At 68.2% G+C, this 17,205-nt stretch carries 18 protein-coding genes; 11 read left to right on the top strand and 7 right to left on the bottom strand.

The annotated features are described in order from the left end of the window. Window positions 1-55: 55 nt before the first annotated feature. From FZ029_RS14230 to FZ029_RS14215, 4 genes are all read left to right on the top strand, one after another. Complete coding sequence (locus FZ029_RS14230; RefSeq protein ID WP_085090454.1) at window positions 56-430, top strand: response regulator; 375 nt, start codon at window positions 56-58, stop codon at window positions 428-430. 139 nt (window positions 431-569) lie between these two features. Then, a complete protein-coding gene (locus FZ029_RS14225; protein WP_149269827.1) occupies window positions 570-842 on the top strand; it encodes a DUF1272 domain-containing protein in 273 nt (90 codons plus the stop codon). Between the two features lie 187 nt (window positions 843-1,029). After that, complete coding sequence (locus tag FZ029_RS14220) at window positions 1,030-2,211, top strand: M20 aminoacylase family protein (protein ID WP_149269826.1); 1,182 nt, start codon at window positions 1,030-1,032, stop codon at window positions 2,209-2,211. A gap of 7 nt (window positions 2,212-2,218) precedes the next feature. Beyond that, the gene (locus tag FZ029_RS14215; protein WP_109152094.1) at window positions 2,219-2,686 is read left to right on the top strand and encodes a protease complex subunit PrcB family protein; all 468 of its coding nucleotides are present in this window, start codon (window positions 2,219-2,221) and stop codon (window positions 2,684-2,686) included. A gap of 45 nt (window positions 2,687-2,731) precedes the next feature. Here FZ029_RS14215 and FZ029_RS14210 read toward each other — a convergent pair whose 3' ends face one another. Beyond that, window positions 2,732-4,477 (bottom strand): GGDEF domain-containing phosphodiesterase, encoded by a 1,746-nt coding sequence (locus FZ029_RS14210; protein WP_149269825.1) that lies wholly within the window; start codon window positions 4,475-4,477, stop codon window positions 2,732-2,734. 508 nt (window positions 4,478-4,985) lie between these two features. Here FZ029_RS14210 and FZ029_RS14205 point away from each other — a divergent pair. The 3 genes from FZ029_RS14205 to FZ029_RS14195 all read left to right on the top strand — a co-directional run bounded on the left by FZ029_RS14205 (window position 4,986) and on the right by FZ029_RS14195 (window position 8,132). Then, window positions 4,986-5,825 carry a universal stress protein gene (locus FZ029_RS14205; RefSeq protein WP_149269824.1) on the top strand — a complete coding sequence of 280 codons (840 nt, stop codon included), beginning with the start codon at window positions 4,986-4,988 and terminating at the stop codon, window positions 5,823-5,825. A gap of 449 nt (window positions 5,826-6,274) precedes the next feature. Further along, entirely contained in the window at window positions 6,275-7,195 is a 921-nt protein-coding gene (locus FZ029_RS14200; protein ID WP_085090460.1) for a replication protein RepA, read from the top strand. 166 nt (window positions 7,196-7,361) lie between these two features. Next, a complete protein-coding gene (locus FZ029_RS14195) occupies window positions 7,362-8,132 on the top strand; it encodes a sulfite exporter TauE/SafE family protein (protein ID WP_149269823.1) in 771 nt (256 codons plus the stop codon). A gap of 36 nt (window positions 8,133-8,168) precedes the next feature. Here the strand turns inward: FZ029_RS14195 and FZ029_RS14190 are convergent, their stop codons facing one another. Beyond that, entirely contained in the window at window positions 8,169-9,068 is a 900-nt protein-coding gene (locus FZ029_RS14190) for a methyltransferase domain-containing protein (RefSeq protein WP_149269822.1), read from the bottom strand. 107 nt (window positions 9,069-9,175) lie between these two features. Between FZ029_RS14190 and FZ029_RS14185 the strand changes: the two genes are divergently transcribed. The 4 genes from FZ029_RS14185 (at window position 9,176) to FZ029_RS14170 (ending at window position 11,438) form a co-directional block, all read left to right on the top strand. Beyond that, window positions 9,176-9,442, top strand: coding sequence for a flagellar biosynthetic protein FliQ (locus tag FZ029_RS14185; RefSeq protein ID WP_149197738.1), 267 nt, complete (start codon window positions 9,176-9,178; stop codon window positions 9,440-9,442). Between the two features lie 14 nt (window positions 9,443-9,456). Next, on the top strand, window positions 9,457-10,212 hold the full coding sequence (locus FZ029_RS14180; RefSeq protein ID WP_149197737.1) for a ComF family protein: 756 nt from the start codon (window positions 9,457-9,459) through the stop codon (window positions 10,210-10,212). Window positions 10,213-10,329: 117 nt separating this feature from the next. Then, entirely contained in the window at window positions 10,330-10,593 is a 264-nt protein-coding gene (gene grxC, locus FZ029_RS14175; protein ID WP_149197736.1) for a glutaredoxin 3, read from the top strand. Beyond that, complete coding sequence (locus tag FZ029_RS14170) at window positions 10,590-11,438, top strand: carbon-nitrogen hydrolase family protein (RefSeq protein WP_149269821.1); 849 nt, start codon at window positions 10,590-10,592, stop codon at window positions 11,436-11,438. The genes grxC and FZ029_RS14170 overlap by 4 nt, the downstream gene beginning before the upstream one ends. Window positions 11,439-11,457: 19 nt before the next feature. Here the strand turns inward: FZ029_RS14170 and FZ029_RS14165 are convergent, their stop codons facing one another. From FZ029_RS14165 to FZ029_RS14145, 5 genes are all read right to left on the bottom strand, one after another. Beyond that, window positions 11,458-11,937: a DNA polymerase III gene (locus FZ029_RS14165; protein ID WP_149269820.1), complete on the bottom strand. Its 480-nt coding sequence runs from the start codon at window positions 11,935-11,937 to the stop codon at window positions 11,458-11,460. Between the two features lie 10 nt (window positions 11,938-11,947). Further along, window positions 11,948-13,831, bottom strand: coding sequence for a DUF294 nucleotidyltransferase-like domain-containing protein (locus FZ029_RS14160; protein WP_149269819.1), 1,884 nt, complete (start codon window positions 13,829-13,831; stop codon window positions 11,948-11,950). 283 nt (window positions 13,832-14,114) lie between these two features. Then, complete coding sequence (locus FZ029_RS14155) at window positions 14,115-15,830, bottom strand: cation acetate symporter (protein WP_149197732.1); 1,716 nt, start codon at window positions 15,828-15,830, stop codon at window positions 14,115-14,117. After that, window positions 15,830-16,132 (bottom strand): DUF485 domain-containing protein, encoded by a 303-nt coding sequence (locus FZ029_RS14150; RefSeq protein ID WP_149269818.1) that lies wholly within the window; start codon window positions 16,130-16,132, stop codon window positions 15,830-15,832. Before FZ029_RS14150 ends, FZ029_RS14155 begins: the two co-directional genes overlap by 1 nt. A gap of 355 nt (window positions 16,133-16,487) precedes the next feature. Next, complete coding sequence (locus FZ029_RS14145) at window positions 16,488-17,075, bottom strand: DUF1178 family protein (protein WP_149269817.1); 588 nt, start codon at window positions 17,073-17,075, stop codon at window positions 16,488-16,490. Window positions 17,076-17,205: the final 130 nt, after the last annotated feature.

The following is a 17,205-nucleotide window of genomic DNA, read 5'->3' as shown; positions in this document are numbered from 1 at the left end:
AGGCTATATCTGCGCGCGGCATCCAAATGACTGGAACTGGGCGACGGGAACTGGCATGGCCAAGCTGCTTGTGGTTGACGACGATCCGGTCACGCGCAACCTGATCCGTGCGATCCTGACGCGCGAGGGGCATGAGCTGACCCTGTGCGCCGGCGCAACGGAGGCCATCGGCATCCTGTATGTGCAGAAATTCGACCTTGTCCTGACCGACATCATCATGCCGGACCATGATGGATTCGAGGTGATCAAGGCCGCCCGCTCGCTGCGTCCGGAGATGCCGGTGGTCATCCTGTCGGCCATCGACGACAAGGTGCCGTCCCAGCTGACCTCCGCCGCCTTCGCCAAGCTGGGCGTGACCCGCGTCATCGCCAAGCCGGTCAACCCCAGCCTGCTGGCGTCCGAAGTCCTGGCGGCGCTCGTCGCGGGCTGAACCACCGTAGCGGTGGCCTCTGCCGACGAGAGCGCACCGCTTTGGCAAGATCTTCACGCCCGTCGGCATTCACGCCACTCACCAGCCGCCGAAAGTCCCGCTATCCTCCATGGCGCATCCCTGAACCGGAGACGACGCCATGCTCGACCTGCGCCCCAACTGCGAATGCTGCGACCGCGACCTGCCGCCCGAGGCGCCGGACGCCTATATCTGCTCCTTCGAATGCACCTTCTGCGCCGACTGCCGCGCCCGGCTGCCGGGGGAACGCTGCCCGAACTGCGGGGGCGAGCTGGTGCGGCGGCCGATCCGCCCGGCGTCGAAGCTGGCGGCCAACCCGCCGTCGACCACGCGGATCGTAAAGCCCGACGGCTGCGCCGGGCTGTTCCGCGACGGCGGAGCCGCAGCATTTTAAGTCCCGGAATTGCTGTTTGCTGTCGCTGGCGTTCGCCACACAAATCGGCCAGACTGGCGCCGCCACGTCCGGGAACCCGCGCCGATCTGGCCGGTTCCGGCCGAACGCCCCATCTTCCTTGCCTGCCCACCTTCTCCCGCCGGTTCCCCCGAACGCCATCCAGCCATTCCAACCAGACGTTAGAGACATGCCGATCAACAACCGCATCGCCGCCTTCCAGGACGACATGACCGCGTGGCGGCGCGATATCCATGCCCACCCGGAACTGGGGTTCGAGGAGGAACGCACCTCCGACATCGTCGCCGCGAAGCTGGCGGAATTCGGCATCACGGTGCATCGCGGCCTGGGCGGGACCGGGGTGGTCGGCACCCTGAAGGGACTCGGCACCGGCAGCGGCCGGACGATCGGCCTGCGCGCCGACATGGACGCGCTGCCGATGCCGGAAGCCAACGACTTCGACCATGCCTCGCGCCATGCCGGCAAGATGCACGCCTGCGGCCATGACGGCCACACGACGATGCTGCTGGGCGCCGCCCGTTACCTGGCGGAGACGCGCAACTTCGACGGCACCGTCCACTTCATCTTCCAGCCGGCCGAGGAAGGGCTGGGCGGTGCGAAGCGGATGATCGACGACGGGCTTTTCCGGCAGTTCGACTGCGAGCAGGTCTATGGCCTGCACAATTGGCCGGAGCTGCCGGCCGGCCAGATCGCCGTTCATCCCGGCCCGGTGATGGCCGCGGCCAACCAGTTCGAAATCCATGTGACCGGCCACGGCGCCCACGCCGCCATGCCCCACCGCGGCATCGACCCGGTGCTGGTGTCGGCCCACATCGTCACCGCGGCGCAGAGCCTGGTCAGCCGCGGCACCAACCCGGCCGACAGTGCCGTGGTGTCGATCACGGTGGTGGAGGCCGGGACCGCGGCCAACGTCATCCCCGACAGCGCGCGGATGCTCGGCACCATGCGCACCTTCACGGAAGAGAACCACCGCCGCATCCAGGAGCAGTTCGCCCGTCTCGTCTCCAGCATCGCCGAGGGGCTGGGCGCCAAGGCCGAACTGCGTTTCCGTCCCGGCTATCCCGCCACGGTGAACAGCGAGCCGGAAGCGCGCATCGCCGCAACGGCCGCGGCCAAGGTGGTGGGCGAGGAGAATGTGGTCTGGGCCCCCGACCCGACCATGGCGGCGGAGGATTTCGGCTATATGCTGAAGGAGCGGCCGGGCGCCTACATCTGGCTCGGCCATGGCGGCCATCGCGGGCCGTCCTGCCGCCTGCACAACCCGCATTACGACTTCAACGACGCGATCCTGACCACCGGCGCCAGCTATTGGGCGTCGCTGGTCGAGACGATCCTGCCGCGGAGCGCCTGACCGTCCCATGAAGATGCCGTTCCGTCTCCGCCTGATCCCGCTGCTGTTCACACCCGCGCTGCTTCTGGCTGCCTGCCAGGGCGGCAACGACCGTGCCGACGGCAATCTGCTGCCGGCCCAGGCGGAGGCCGGGACCGGCTGGCAAGGCGACCACAGCAGCGCCGCCGAACGCGCCTATGTCGTCGCCCGCGATTCCGGTGAATGGTCGGCGCTGTGGGCGCGGGTCGGCGAGCCGGCCCCATCCTCCCTGCCCGGCGGCCGGATGGCGGTGGCGGTCTTCCTGGGGCCGCGCGATACGGCCGGCTATGGCGTGGCCATCGACAGCGTGCAGCAGAAGGGTGCCGACCTGATCGTCGGCTATCACGAGAGCGTGCCGGGCCCGGCCCAGGCGGTGGCGCAGATGCGCACCAGCCCCTACGCCATCCGCCTGCTGCCCAGCGCGGCGGGTACGCCGAAGTTCGTCCGGGGGAAGTGAGCGGGGGAAATGAGGTCGGGGGGCGGCGGCGTCAGGCCGCCACCCTCACCGCGGCATCTGCCACGGCAATTCCCCGCCGACCAGCTTCCCCGCCTCTTCCGGCGGCAGCGGGCGGGCGAAGTGGTAGCCCTGGCCGTAGTCGCAGGCCAGCGCGCGCAGCAGGTTGGCGTCGGCGCTGGTCTCGATGCCCTCGGCGATCACGTCGAACCCCAGCAGGCGCGCCAGATCCATGATGATGCGGACGATGGCGCGGTTTTCCTCCGACTGGTGCATGGCCGAGACGAAGGAACGGTCGACCTTCAGGCTGTCGATCGGCAGCTTGTGCAGGTAGGACAGCGACGAATAGCCGGTGCCGAAATCGTCGATCGACAGCTTGATGCCCAGCGCCCGCAGGTCGCGCAGCAGGCGGATCGACTGTTCCGCCTTGTCCATCACGGCGCTTTCCGTCAGCTCCAGCTTGATCCAGGACGGCTCCACCCCGGTTTCGCGCAGAACCTCGCGCACGACTTGGACGAAGTTGGGGTCGGACAGCTGGTAGCTGGACAGGTTGACGCTCATGAACAGTGGGGCGGAACCGGGTTCGCGGCGGTCCTGCCACTCCGCGATCTGCCGGCAGGCCTGCCGCAGGACCCAGGTGCCGAGCGATACCACCAGACCGGTGCTCTCGGCGATCGGGATGAAGATGCCGGGGGGGATGTTGCCGCGTTCGGGATGGGTCCAGCGCATCAGCGCCTCGAACCCCGCAAGACCGCCGGTCACCATCTCCACGATCGGCTGGTAGGCGACCCACAGGTCGCTGCCGCTGTCCAGCGCACCGCGCAGATCGTGTTCCAGCCGCACCTGCTCGACCACATGGGAATGCATCGCCGGATCGAACCAGGCCTGCCGGCCGCCACCCTGTTCGCGGGCGCGGGCGGTGGCGATCTCGGCATCGCGCAGCACGTCGTCGGGGCGCTCGTGCGTCGGCATCGAGACGGCGACGCCGATACTGGCGGACAGGAACACGGTGCCGCCGGAGCTGGAGCGGGCGGAGCGCACCACCGCCGCCAGATCCTCGACGGCGCTTTCCAGCGCCGGCCGGTCGCAGACGCCGCCCGCCAGCATGGCGAAGGCATGGTCGCTGACGCGCGCGATCAGGTCGAAGGCGGCGGCCTGCGCCGCCATCCGCTGCGCCAGACCGTCCAGCAGCTCGTTGGCGAAGCCCTGCCCCATGCTGCTGCGGATTTCGGCGAAGCGGTCGATGTCCAGGATGACCAGCGTGAAGGGCTCGCCCATGTTGCGATAGTCCGCCATGTGCTTCAGCAGCATCAGGCGGTTGGCGAGCCCGGTCACCGGGTCGTAGTAGGCGAGGCGGAACAGGTCGTCCTGCACCTGCCGGCGCTCGGTCATGTCCTGCAGGATCACGAAATAGCCGGTGATGGTGCCGTCTTCGGCCCGGTGCGGCGCGTGCAGCCGCATCACGTAGCGCTGCTGGCCGTCCGCCTGGGTGATCCAGCCTTCGGTCTGCACCGTCTCGCCCGCCAGCGCACGTTCGGCGGCACCCTGCGTGTTGCGCAGGAGATCCTGCCCCAGAAGTTCGCCGATGGTGCCGCCGACCGCCTTGTCCAGCGTCGTCCCCATCATCTCCAGATAGGCGCGGTTGGCGTAGATGTGCCGCCGCCGCGGGTCCATCAACGCGACCTTCACCGTCATGGCGTCGAGAATCTGACGCAGGGCGTCAAGCCCCGGCGCACCGGAAGCGGCACCCGATAAAGCGTCGGCCAGCGCGGAGATTCGGGGATCTGGACTCATGGCGAGGATAGAGCGGGGTACTCATCAGGAAATCGATACCCAACACTTACGCGAAGTATCACCCACGCGTCAAAACCAAAGCTGCCATAGTGCAGCAGAGCTTGGACATTTCTACAGGCGATGCAACGGAGACACATGGGCATGATCATGGGCATATCATAGTATTCATTCAAGCCGAGGTTGCAGCGAAACACAGCACACAATCCGGGTTTTCTGTTCTGTGGAGAAAGAACGATGGAATTATCTCCGTTCTTTGTCACACCTCTTGCGGCCTGAGATTGCAAGCTTGACCGGAAGTCCGACCGACGGTCGTTTTTGTGCGGTGCAGGAACGCGGCGAGAACATGGCTGTGCCCTGGAAAGGAAAGGCGGCGGCCGGGCCGGTCGGATTTATACTGCCAATACAAGTGGGGCCAACGCGGCTGGGGATGTCGCCCCGATCGGCACCGCATGGTCGTACACCCCCCGACGATAACGGCAACGATCACAATTTGGGCAGGAATTACGCCATGGCTCTCAAGGACTTCCTGGTCGTCGTCGATGATACGCCCGCGTCCGCGGCACGTCTCGACCTTGCGGCGCGGCTTGCGACCCGGTGCGATGCGCATCTGACCGCGCTCTATGCCTTCACCGACATGGTGTTCCCCGGCTATATCGAAGCCGAAATCCCGCAGGAGCTGCGCGAAAGCCGCCGGCAGAGCCTCAAGGACCAGACGGACCGGATGGCGGCGGCCTTCGACGACGCCATGCGCCTCCATGGCCTGACCGACCGCTCAGAATGGCTGGTGCAGGAAGGCGATCCGACCATCACCGCCGCGGTGCGCGGCCGTTATGCCGACCTGATCGTGGTGGGCCAGCCCGATCCGGAGCGCGACCGCGACCAGCCCGTCGCCCAGCCGGCCGACCTTCTGTTCGAATGCGGCCGGCCGCTTCTGGTGGTCCCCTATGCCGGCCGCTTCGCCACCATCGGCGAGCGGGTCCTGGTCGGCTGGAACGGCAGCCGCGAGGCGGCGCGCGCCGTCGGCGACGCCCTGCCCCTGCTGACCACCGCCAAGCGCGTGGTGGTGATGGCCGCCAATCCGAAGCCCGGCCTGGACGGGCTGGGCGACGAGCCTTGCGCCGACATCGCCCGCCACCTGTCCCGCCACGGCTGCCGCGTGGAGGCCACCCATGTCGCCACCGACGTGGTCGAGCCCGGCGACACCCTGCTGAACATGGCCGCCGACGAAAGCTGCGACCTGCTGGTGATGGGCGCCTATGGCCGCTCCCGCTTCCGCGAACTGGTGCTGGGCGGCATGACCCGCTTCATGCTGCGGCACATGACGGTTCCGGTGCTGATGAGCCATTGAGGACGTTTCGGCTTCGAATGCCCCCTCCCTAACCCTCCCCCTCTTCGAGGGAGAGGGAACTGCCGCCGCTTCACAAACTCACCCTCTCCCGCCGAAGGCGGGGGAGGGAGGGACCCGCGGCGAAGCCGTGGGAGGGTGGGGGCATCAATTCCACGACTGTGGGGTTAAGCGACCGCCCCTTCCCCGAGTCCCTCCGCAACCACCGCGAGTCGCCCCTTGCGGGCCGTGGGGAAAAGCGACCGGCCCCCTTTTTCCACCCCGTCCCCCGTGGGGAAAAGCGCCGGAATCGTGGGGAAAAGCGGCGCGACTCGGGCTTTCCCCATGGGGATAAGCGGCGACTCAACTAATAAGTCTAACAACTAACCGTCGACTAGCACGGTCGCCTAACCCCACGTTGACTCCACCGCCCGCCGCTCACCAGGATGCCACAACATCCGGGTGAGGCTGCCATGGGCGACATACACAGGCTGGTGATCGAACATGGCCGGGACAAGGCGCGCGCCCTGGTCCGGCCGGAGGAGCGGACGCTGGTGGACATCGCCGCCGACATCCTGGCGGACGAGAACCAGCATCTCGGCATCACCTACAGCGGCTTCTGCCTGACCAGCCTGCCGCACAAGAAGCTGGCCGACGACGTGCCCTGGGAAAAGCGCGGCCATCAGGTGACGCTGCTGGTCGAACCGGGCCGGCTGAAGGTGAACGGCAAGATGAAGCTGTTCGGCGTGCCCTATGGCGCGCGGGCGCGCATGATCCTGATCTATCTGCAGACCCAGGCGGTGCGCACCGGCCGCCGCGAGGTCGAACTGGGCCGCTCCATGCGCGACTGGCTGACCCGGATGGGGATCAGCGTCGGCGGCGAGACCTTCCGCGGCTTCCGCGAGCAGTCGCTGCGCATTTCCGCCTGCACCTTGAAGTTCTTCTGGGACGGCGAGGACGCCGACGTGTTCGAGAAGGGCGGCATCGTCAAGCGCGGCCTGATCTTCCACGACGATCTCGGCGACGACCGCCAGGGCACGCTGTGGAACGATGTGGTGCAGTTGGACGAGACCTTCTTCCAGGCGCTGCGCGACCACCCGGTGCCGCTGCTGGAGGAGGCGGTGCGGCAGTTGAAGGACCGTTCGCTCAGCCTCGATCTCTATGTCTGGCTGGCCTACCGGCTGCATTCGCTGAGCCGGCCGCAACCGATCTCCTGGCCGTCGCTCTATGCCCAGTTCGGCGCCGGCTACGACCAGATGAAGCATTTCAAGCCGCGCTTCGTCCAGGCCCTGCAATATGCGCTGGCCGCCTATCCGGATGCGAAGGTCGAACCGGCCGACGACGGCGTCGTCCTCCACCCCAGCCGCCCGCCCATCGCCCGCCTGCTGGCATGAGGGGCGTGGGGTTAAGCGACCGACACGGGAAATGGGGTAGAACCATCCCCGGTCGCTTTCCCCCACACCCCCGAAAGCGCGCCTCCACCATTGACGCACGTCATTGGGCCGCCCTCCCCCTCCCCCTATGATCGCCGCCAAGTTCCCGAACCGGAGAGGCCTTGCCTTGGACGCGCTGTCGCTGCTGGACGCCGGACTGAATCAGTGCGCCGTGGTCATCGACCGCGACGGCGGGCTGTTGCTGGCCCTGCTGACCGCCGGGCTGGTCGGCGGCACCACCCATTGCACCGGCATGTGCGGTCCCTTCGTGCTGGCCCAGGTCTCGGCCCGGCTGGAGCGGGTGCCGCTGTCGGCGATGTCGGAGTTCCGGCGCCTGACCGGAGCCGCCGTGCTGCCCTACCATGCCGGCCGGGCGACGACCTATGCGCTGGTCGGCGCGCTGTCGGCCTCGGTCGCCGGCCATGTCGGGGCGCTGCCCGGCCTGCGCTGGCTGTCGGTGGCGCTGCTGGCGCTGGCGGCGCTGTTCTTCCTCGGCTATGCCGTGCGCAACGTCCTGTCCTGGCTGCCCAGGATGCCGTCCTTGGGCGGCAACGGGCTGCAGCGCTGGTGGGGCGACCGGGTGTCCCGGCTTGCCCGGCCGCTGTTCGGCAACCCGACCGGCTGGCGCGGCTATGGGCTGGGGGTGGCGCTGGGCTTCATTCCCTGCGGGATGCTCTATGGCGCCATCGCGGTGGCGGCGGCGAGCGGCAGCGCGCTGACCGGCGCGCTCGGCATGGCCGCCTTCGCGCTCGGCACGGTGCCGAGCCTGTTGGCGGTCGGGCTGGCCGGCCACATCGCCGGCCGCACCTGGCGGACCGCCGTCGCCCGCGTCGCCCCGGCGATCATGCTGGTGAACGCCGGGGTTTTGGGTTGGATGGCGTGGAAGCTGGTTGCGTAAACCGGGCCCCACGCCACCGCTCCCCCTTGCCACCGCTCAGTGGATACCGCCGCCCTTCAGCGCGTCGCCCAGCGGGATCTGTCCGCTGCCGGGCTTCAACGGCTGCTGCTGGCTTTCATGCGGCGACCAGCCGGCGAGATAGAGCACCTCGAAGGTCACCGGAATCCGCCCGTCCGGCTCGGCGTAAAGCCGGGCATAGCGCTGCGCCGCGTCGAACAGCATGGACCGGGTTGCCGGAACCTTGCGACGCGCCAGCACGGCGTTGGTCTCGCCCATGCCGCGCAGCTCGCGCATCAGGGCGAAGGCGTCGGAGTAGGTCACGGTGATGACGTCGCTGTCGACCACCGGCAGGGCGAAACCGGCGCGTTGCAGCAACCCGCCGGCATCCTTGATCTCGGCGAAGGGCGACACACGGGGGGAGACGCCGCCCGACACCTCCATCTCCGCCTCGAAGAGGCAGCGGCGCAGTTCGGCCAGCGTCTGGCCGCCGAGCATCGACGCGCAGAAGAACCCGTCCGGCTTCAGCGCCTGCCGGATCTGCACCAGGGCACCCGGCAGGTCGTTGACCCAGTGCAGGCTGAGATTGCTGACCACCAGATCGAAACTGCCGGGGGCGAAGGGCAGGAACTCCTCGTCAGCCGCGACGGCAGGGTTGCCCGGACCGCCGGCGGCGCGCGCGAAGTCCGGCGACAGGTCGCAGGCGACCAGCCGTTCGATCCCCTTGCGGCCTTTCAGGATGCGCCCCATCGCCCCGTCGTGGCAGCCGACGTCGAGCGCCAGCGGGAAGGGACGGATCACGTCCTCCAGCCGGTCGGCCAGGCGGTCGGCGATCTCCTCGAACAGGAAGGCGTGATCGGTGAATTCGGCGACGGCGCGGTCGCGGCGGCGGCGGACCAGCGCGCGGTCGAAGACGGTCATGCTGTCGGGGCTTGTCATGGCCGCACTATACCCCAGCCCGGCGGCACGACAACCGTGCTACACTCGCAGCCCAGATACCTTCTTCAATTCACCTTCGCCACGCCACCCCACGCACAGGCATTGGAATGGGCATCGACGAAGCAATCGCCGTCAGCCACGAAGCGCTGATGGTCATCCTGAAGATTTCGCTGCCGCCGCTGGGCATCACCGCCCTGCTGTCGGCCGGGCTGATGCTGTTCCAGAGTGCCACCAACATCAACGAGTCGTCGCTGCAGCAGGATGTGAAATTCTTCGCGACGCTGGTGATCCTGTTCGTCACCGGCCCGGCGATCTATCTGGCGCTGCGCGACTACACCGGCGTGATCTTCGAACGCATCGCCATGCTGCAGTGACCGGGGCGGCGGCGATGCAGCCATCCGCGATCCTGTCCGGACTGGGCCGCACCGCGGCCGGCGCGGCGACCCTGCTGCTCGACGCCCTGCTGCCGCCGCGCTGCCTCAGCTGCGGCGAGGCGGTGGACCGTCAGGGCGGCCTGTGCGCCGCCTGCTGGGTCAAGCTGAGCTTCATCGCCCCGCCGCTGTGCGCCTGCTGCGGACTCCCCTTCGAATACGAGGCGCAGGAGGGCACGCTGTGCGGCGCCTGCATGGCCTCCCCGCCCCCCTTCGCCCGCGCCCGCGCGGTCCTGGCCTATGACGACGGCAGCCGGCCGCTGGTGCTGGGCTTCAAGCATGGCGACCGCATCCATGCCGCCAAGGCCTACGGCGTCTGGCTTGCCCGCGCCGGTCGGGAGTTGCTGGAGGATGCCGACCGGCTGCTGCCGGTGCCGCTGCACCGCGCCCGCCTGTTCCATCGCCGCTACAACCAGGCGGCGCTGCTGGCGCAGGCGCTGTCGCGCCACTGCGGCGTTCCCGCCACTCCCGACCTGCTGCAACGCCGCCGATCCACTCCGACCCAGGGCGGGCTGGACCGCCAGGGGCGCCATCGCAACGTCAAGGGCGCCTTCCGCCTGCGGCCGGGACAGTCGGTGACTGGTCAGCGGCTGGTGATCGTCGACGACGTGATGACCACCGGGGCGACGCTGGCGGAATGCGCGCGGGTCCTGTTGCGCGCCGGGGCGGCCCGGGTCGACGTGCTGACGCTGGCGCGCGTGGTGCATCGCTGACGCCTGAAAAGGGGCGTGCCCGGCGACGCTGACCGGCGCTCACCGCGGGCTGCAACGTCTGGCGCCTCCCGCAGGTTGATCCTATAATTTCTACACCTGCAACAGGAGCCCAGTGGCATGGCCGACGTCGTCATCTACACCACGCCCTTCTGTCCCTACTGCATGCGGGCCAAGAGCCTGCTCGACGGCAAGGGCGTGAAATACGAGGAAATCGACCTCTACGCCCATCCGGGCCGCCGCAGCGAGATGATCGAGCGGTCGGAGGGCCGGACCACCGTCCCGCAGATCTTCATCGACGGGAAGCCGTATGGCGGCAGCGACGACATCCACGCGCTGGACCGCGCCGGCAAGCTCGACCCGCTGCTCGGCATCGCCGCATGAGCGACGGCGCGACTGGCATTCTCAAGGCTGCCTGCGTCCAGGTGAATGCGGGCACGGAGCTTGAGCCGAACCTGCGGGCGGCGGGCGATCTCGTCCGCCGCGCCCGCGACGCCGGGGCGGATTTCATCGCCCTGCCGGAGAATGTCGGCTGGATCGTCCAGGGCCGCGCCAAGACCATGGAGCGCGTCCGCACCGAGTCGGAGCATCCCGGCATCCCCTTTTTCGCCGATCTGGCGCGGGAGACCGGAGCCTGGATTCTCGGCGGCACCCTGCATGTCCTGCTCGACGACGGGCGCGCCGCCAACCGCAGCTACCTTTTCGATGCCGGGGGGCGGGTCGTCGCCTCCTACGACAAGATCCACATGTTCGACGTCACGCTGAAGGACGGCGAATCCTACCGCGAGTCGGCCACCTTCCAGCCGGGCGGGCGGGCGGTGGTGGCGGCCAGCCCCTGGGGCGGCATCGGCATGACGGTCTGCTACGACGTGCGCTTCGCCTATCTGTACCGGGCGCTGGCCCAGGCGGGGGCGTCGATCCTGACGGTGCCGGCCGCCTTCACCGTGCCGACCGGCCGCGCCCACTGGCACACGCTGCTGCGCGCCCGCGCCATCGAGACCGGCTGCTTCGTCGTCGCCCCGGCCCAGACCGGCAGCCACGACCAGGGCCGCCAGACCTACGGCCATTCCCTGCTGATCGCCCCCTGGGGCGAGGTGCTGGCCGACGCCGGCACCGATGTCGGCTTCATCACCGCCGACCTCGACCTCGACCGCGTGACGGAGGCCCGCGCCATGGTCCCGTCGCTGACCCACGATCGCGACGTCGCGGTGGAGCGCATCGGGTACTGATTTCCCGGTCTCCGGCCCCTCAGCGCCCGTCCTGCGTCAGCCGAAGCCACGCCATGGCGGCGGTCAGCGCGATGCCGAAGGCGTCGTCGGGCCGGACCGGCAGGTCGAGGTCGCGGATCATGCTGTCCAGCCGCAGATCGACCGCCTGTTTGGACATGCTGCGGATCTTTCGGGCGTAATAGAGGCTGGACACCTCCGTCCGCTCGTCCGACAGCGGCCGCCCGGTCAGGCGCTCCGCCATGGCGACGGAGAAGTCGAGATAATAGCCCACCAGCGGACGGTCGCCGATGAAGGCGTGCAGCAGGTCGCCGGCCTCGGCAAGGCCGGTGTCGCTGCCGGGATGGAGCAGCAGCGCGCTTCCGGTCAGGATGCGGGGGCCGCGGATGCGGATGGCGGCGAAGGCCAGAGGCGTTGCGGCCTCCGGATCGAAGCTGGTCGCCTCGCAATGGATCGCCACGCGTTCCCTGCGGTCGGTGTCGCCGTGATCGGGATGTCCCATCGTCGCCGCCTCAATGATTCAGGCGGAAATGGTGGGCGATCAGCTCCTTGAAGCTTTTCACCAGCGCCAGGCAGTCCTTGAACTGGTCGCGGTCCAACTTGCCCAGCCGGTCGGGGTGGACGAGGTTGTCGATCGCCAGTTCCGCCCCCTCCTCCCCTCCTTCGTTTTCTTCCGGCAAATCGACGCGCGCCTTCAGGCGGATGGTCGACAGGATGGCGAAGGCCTCCACCAGATCGGCGGCCATTTTGCGGTCCAGCGCCCCCAGTTCGGCCAGCACCTGGATGCGCTCCACCGTGTTGGTCTCCGCCCGGTGCTTTTCCAGCGCCAGCGCGCGCACGCCATGGACGATGGGGAAGATGCCGGCCTTCTTGATGTCGACCGGCTCCGCCCGGCGCCGTTCGAACAAGGATGCGAACAGGCCGCTCGGCGTGTCGAAGGACAGGGTCGGCCGGGCGAACTGGGTGAAGAACATCTGGTTGTCCTGCAGGCGGCTCAGCAGATAGTCCTTCGCCTCGGCCAGCAGGGTGGCGTCGCCGGCCACCGGAGCGGCGTCGTAGAAGATGGCGAGGTTCATCTGCGCCGACTCGTCGGGGCGGTGGACCCAGTTGAACAGCGCGTCCTTGTAGCCGGCGAGCGGCCGGGTCCACTCCGGGTTGGAGACCATGATGTTGCCGGGACAGGGCGGATAGCCGAACTCGACCAGATGGCGGGTGAAATCGGCGGCGATCCGCGGCAGATCGGGGCAGTCGAAGCCGTCGCGCAGGATCAGGCCGTTGTCCTGGTCGGTCTTCAGCAGTTGTTCGCCGCGCCCCTCGCTGCCCATCACGATCAGGCAGCTGTTGGCCAGAAGCTCCGGCGGGGCCAGCAGCTCGAACAGCTTGCGGAAGATGCGGCGGTTCAGCTCGGTCACCAGATCGGCGATGAAGGCGACCTTCACGCCGGTGGCGTGCAGGGTGCGGATCAGCTCGACGATGGAACGGCTGGCCCGGCGCAGGTCGGCGGGATCGGTGGCATGCTCCACCTGCAAGCCGATGACCTGGGAATGGTTGGACAGCACCGCCAGCAGGTCGCTTTGCCCCAACAGCCCGACGATGGCGCCATTTTCCGTCACCACGATGCGGCGCACCGCATGCTTGGTCATCAGCACCAGCGCGTTGAACAGCAGGTCGTCGCGGTCCAGCGTCAGCAGACCGTAGCGGGCGAGCGGCCCGACTGGGTCGGTCACCGGCCGGCCGTCCAGCACCACCAGATCGCGCAGGTCGGTGCCGGTCAGGATGCCGGTGGTGCCGCCCATGGCCCCATCCGCGCCGCGCACCAGCACGCTGCTGGCGCGGTTCTGCCTCATCGCCTCGGCCGCGTCGCGCAGGCTGGCGGCGGCGTCGACGAACAGCGGCGGGTGCAGATAGGCCTGCCGGATGCGCGCCATGGTCAGCGCCGCCATCTCGCGGTTGGAGCGCAAGGCGGCCAGATCACGCATGCGCTGGGCGAAATCGCCGAGAATGGCGGCGCCGAACGCCGGGTTCTCGGCGGCCAGCGCCTCCAGCGCCGCGCGCGGGATCAGGTGGCAGGCGCACTCCTCCGCCGCGACGAAGCGGCGGGCGCCGGTGATGCCGGCTCCGCCGCCCGCGGTGGCATACAGCGCCTGCAGGCCGAACCGGTCGCCCGGACCATGGACCGCCGCCACCTCGCCGCCGCGGCGTTCCTGCACGGCGCCGCGCAGCACGACATACAGCGCGTCGGCCGGTTCCTCCCGGCTGAGAATGACGGTGTCGCGGGGATAGAGCGCGATGTCGAGCGCGCCGGCCAGCGCCGCGCGCTGCCCCTCCGTCAGCAGGTCGAAGGGTGGACGCCCGAAATCGAAGTCCGGAGAAGCGGTCGGCATCGCATGCTGCACGGGCGGACTCCGTCGGGAGATGGCTGGGTCGGGAGATGGCTGGGTCGGGAGATGGCTGATCATGAAAAAAGCGCCCCCGGATCGGGTCCGGAGGCGCTTTTCAGGATACACCCGCCGGGCACGAGGCCGGAAGCGGGTGCGACATTTGGCGGCGTGGTTCGGTCACCGCCCGGTCTTGGTCCCCCGGGTTCAGGCTCGCCCGAGGGGGGAAGGGATGCGGTGCGAGACGCGATCCCTTCCTTCGCTCTTGCTTGGTGAGCGGTCTTGTTGGTGGGCCGTCTTGTTAGTGGGCGGAGGCACCCTCGGCACCCAGGCCGGTCTGCGACCGGATGTACTGGGCTTCGAAGTCCTTGCGCTCCTTCTGGGCCTGCGCGCTGTTGTCGGTGATCGAGAAGAACCAGATACCGACGAAGGACAGCGTGATGGAGAAGAGGCCAGGGTTGTCGTACGGGAAGATGGCGGCCGGGTTGCCCAGCACGGCCTTCCACACGGTCGGGCCCAGAACCAGCAGGACGATCGCCGAGATCAGGCCCAGGCCACCGCCCAGAACCGCACCGCGGGTGGTCATCTTGCCCCAGAACATCGACATCAGCAGGATCGGGAAGTTGGCCGAGGCGGCGATGACGAAGGCCAGACCGACCATGAAGGCGACGTTCTGGTTTTCGAAGGCGATGCCCAGCACGATCGACAGGATGCCGATGGCGACGGTGGTGATCTTCGACACGCGGATTTCGTCGGCCTCGTTGGCGCGGCCCTTGGCGAAGACCGAGGCGTAGAGGTCATGGGAGACCGCCGAGGCGCCGGCCAGCGTCAGACCGGCGACCACCGCCAGGATGGTGGCGAAGGCGACCGCCGAGATGAAGCCGTAGAACAGGTCGCCGCCGACGGCATGGGCGGTGTGAATGGCCGCCATGTTGGTGCCGCCGATGACGTTGGCGATCACCGCCTTGGCGCCGGCCGCCGGGGCCGCCGTCAGGAAGGGATAGGCGCCGGTGGCGTCGGGGGCCAGGATCATCAGGATGGCGCCGAAGCCGATGATGAAGGTCAGGATGTAGAAGTAGCCGATGAAGCCGGTGGCGTAGAAGACCGACTTGCGGGCTTCCTTGGCGTCGGCGACGGTGAAGAAGCGCATCAGGATGTGCGGCAGGCCGGCGGTGCCGAACATCAACGCCATGCCCAGCGAGATCGCCGAGACCGGATCGGTGACGAGCGCGCCCGGCGACATGATCGCCAGACCCTTCGGGTGGAGTTCGACGGCGGCCTTGAACATCGCCTCGGGGCTGAAGCCGAACTTGGCCAGGATCATGAAGGCCATGAAGGAGGCGCCGGACAGCAGCATCACCGCCTTGATGATCTGCACCCAGGTGGTCGCCAGCATGCCGCCGAAGGTGACGTAGCCGATCATCAGCACGCCGACGATGATGACGGCGACCAGATAGTCGAGGCCGAACAGCAGCTGGATCAGCTTGCCGGCGCCCACCATCTGGGCGATCAGGTAGAAGGTGACGGTCGCCAGCGAGCCGCAGGCCGACAGGGTGCGGATCGGCGTCTGCTGGAAGCGGTAGGAGGCGACGTCGGCGAAGGTGTATTTGCCGAGGTTGCGCAGCCGTTCAGCGATCAGGAACAGTACGATCGGCCAGCCGACCAGCCAACCCACCGAATAGATCAGCCCGTCGAAGCCCGACGCGTAGACCAGACCGGCAATGCCGAGGAAGGACGCGGCCGACATGTAGTCGCCGGCGATGGCGAGGCCGTTCTGGAAGCCGGTGATGCCGCCGCCGGCGGCGTAGAAGTCCTTGGCCGACTTGGTACGGCGGGCGGCCCAGAAGGTGATGCCCAGCGTGAGCAGCACGAAAATCAGGAACATGACGATGGCGGACCAGTTCGTCGCCTGCTTCTGCACGGCGCCGCCGATGGCGTCGGCATAGCCGTAGGCGGGAACCAGCACACCAGCCGCAGCGGCGGCGGCAGCGGTAAGACGGGTGGTGGCGGCGCGCATCACTTCGATTCCTCCAGGATCTGGCGGTTCAGCTCGTCGAACTCGCCATTGGCCCGATGCACGTAAATGCCGGTCAGGATGAAGGCGGACACGATGGTGAAGACGCCGACGGGAATGCCCCAGGTCGTGACGCCGGAGCCGATCGGCGTGCCCAGGAACGACTTCCCGAACGCCACCAGCAGGATGAAACCGAAATAAATGACCAGCATGGCAATCGACAAAGTCCAGGCAAAGGCGGACCGTTTCGCCACCAGCTCCTGGAACTTCGGATTGTTCACAATCCTTTGTGCGCTTTGATTCATGTGCGTCCCCTCATCGAGTGCCGGCGATTGCCCGGCTGTCCTTCAGACACCGTCTGCGGAACATTCCGGCATTTGCCGTCCGGGCGGTCGCGTCCGGGTTTCTTCCCGTAATTCGTACGCCCTTGACCTGCCCAATTGTTTGATACAGATCATTGTTTGACGCACCCCCTACCTTGGTCGATGGCGCGCCGCGCCGGCCAGGGACGATCGCCGGGAAACACAAGCCCCGGCAGCGCAGCGGCTGCATACGAGAAAGGCGCCCCCGTTACCGGGCGCGCCTTTCAAACAGTCAGTTTTTCAAATGGTTTCGTTCGGAATCAGTGGCGCCGCCGCATCCGGCACGGCCCCAGACTCCTCAGGAGTCGCTCCGAGGGATCCACGGAATGCGGTGAAATGTCACACCCTCCTCGTGCAGTTCGGCGACCTCGTCGTCCGACGCCTCGCCATAGATGCCGCGGGGGTCGGTCTCGCCGTAATGGATGCGCCGCGCCTCTTCGGCGAAGCGGTCGCCGACATAGTCGCAGTTCTTTTCCACGCTGCGCCGCACCTCGGTCAGCTGCCTCATCACCTCCGCCACCGCCTCGCGCTGGGCATCGTTCAGGCTGGGCGGCAGGGCGGCGACGACGTCGGCGGCGTTCGGCAGAGGGACGGGTGCGGGGATCGGCGCGGGAAGGGCCGCGGGCACGGCATTGGACGGGGCAGCCGGGACAGCGGACGGCGGGGCATTCGCCGCGACCGCTTCGGCCTGTTCGCGGGCGCGGTCGGCGGCCCTGGCGACGCCCTTGGCGATGCGCGGAGCCATCGGCGCCTTGCCGACGACGGTATCGCCGCAGATCGGGCAGGCGATCTGGTGCGCCGCCGCCTGTTCGTCATAGGCGGCACCGTTGCGGAACCACGCCTCGAACTGGTGGTCTGCCGAGCATCTCAACGCGAAGAGGATCATATCCCCACAAGCCCCAAACTGACCCGCATCAGGAAAGACAGGCCCCGGTACGCCGGTCCGGGTAGCGGCGCGACTCGGGAAGCGCCCTAATTCAGCACGGCCGGGCCGCGCCGTCAAACATCGGACGGGC

The sequence above is a fragment of the Azospirillum sp. Sh1 genome, from assembly GCF_008365135.1.
Classification (GTDB): Bacteria; Pseudomonadota; Alphaproteobacteria; order Azospirillales; family Azospirillaceae; genus Azospirillum; species Azospirillum oryzae.
Note: the sequence above shows the minus strand (reverse complement) of the source record. Positions and strands in the feature narration are given on the sequence as shown.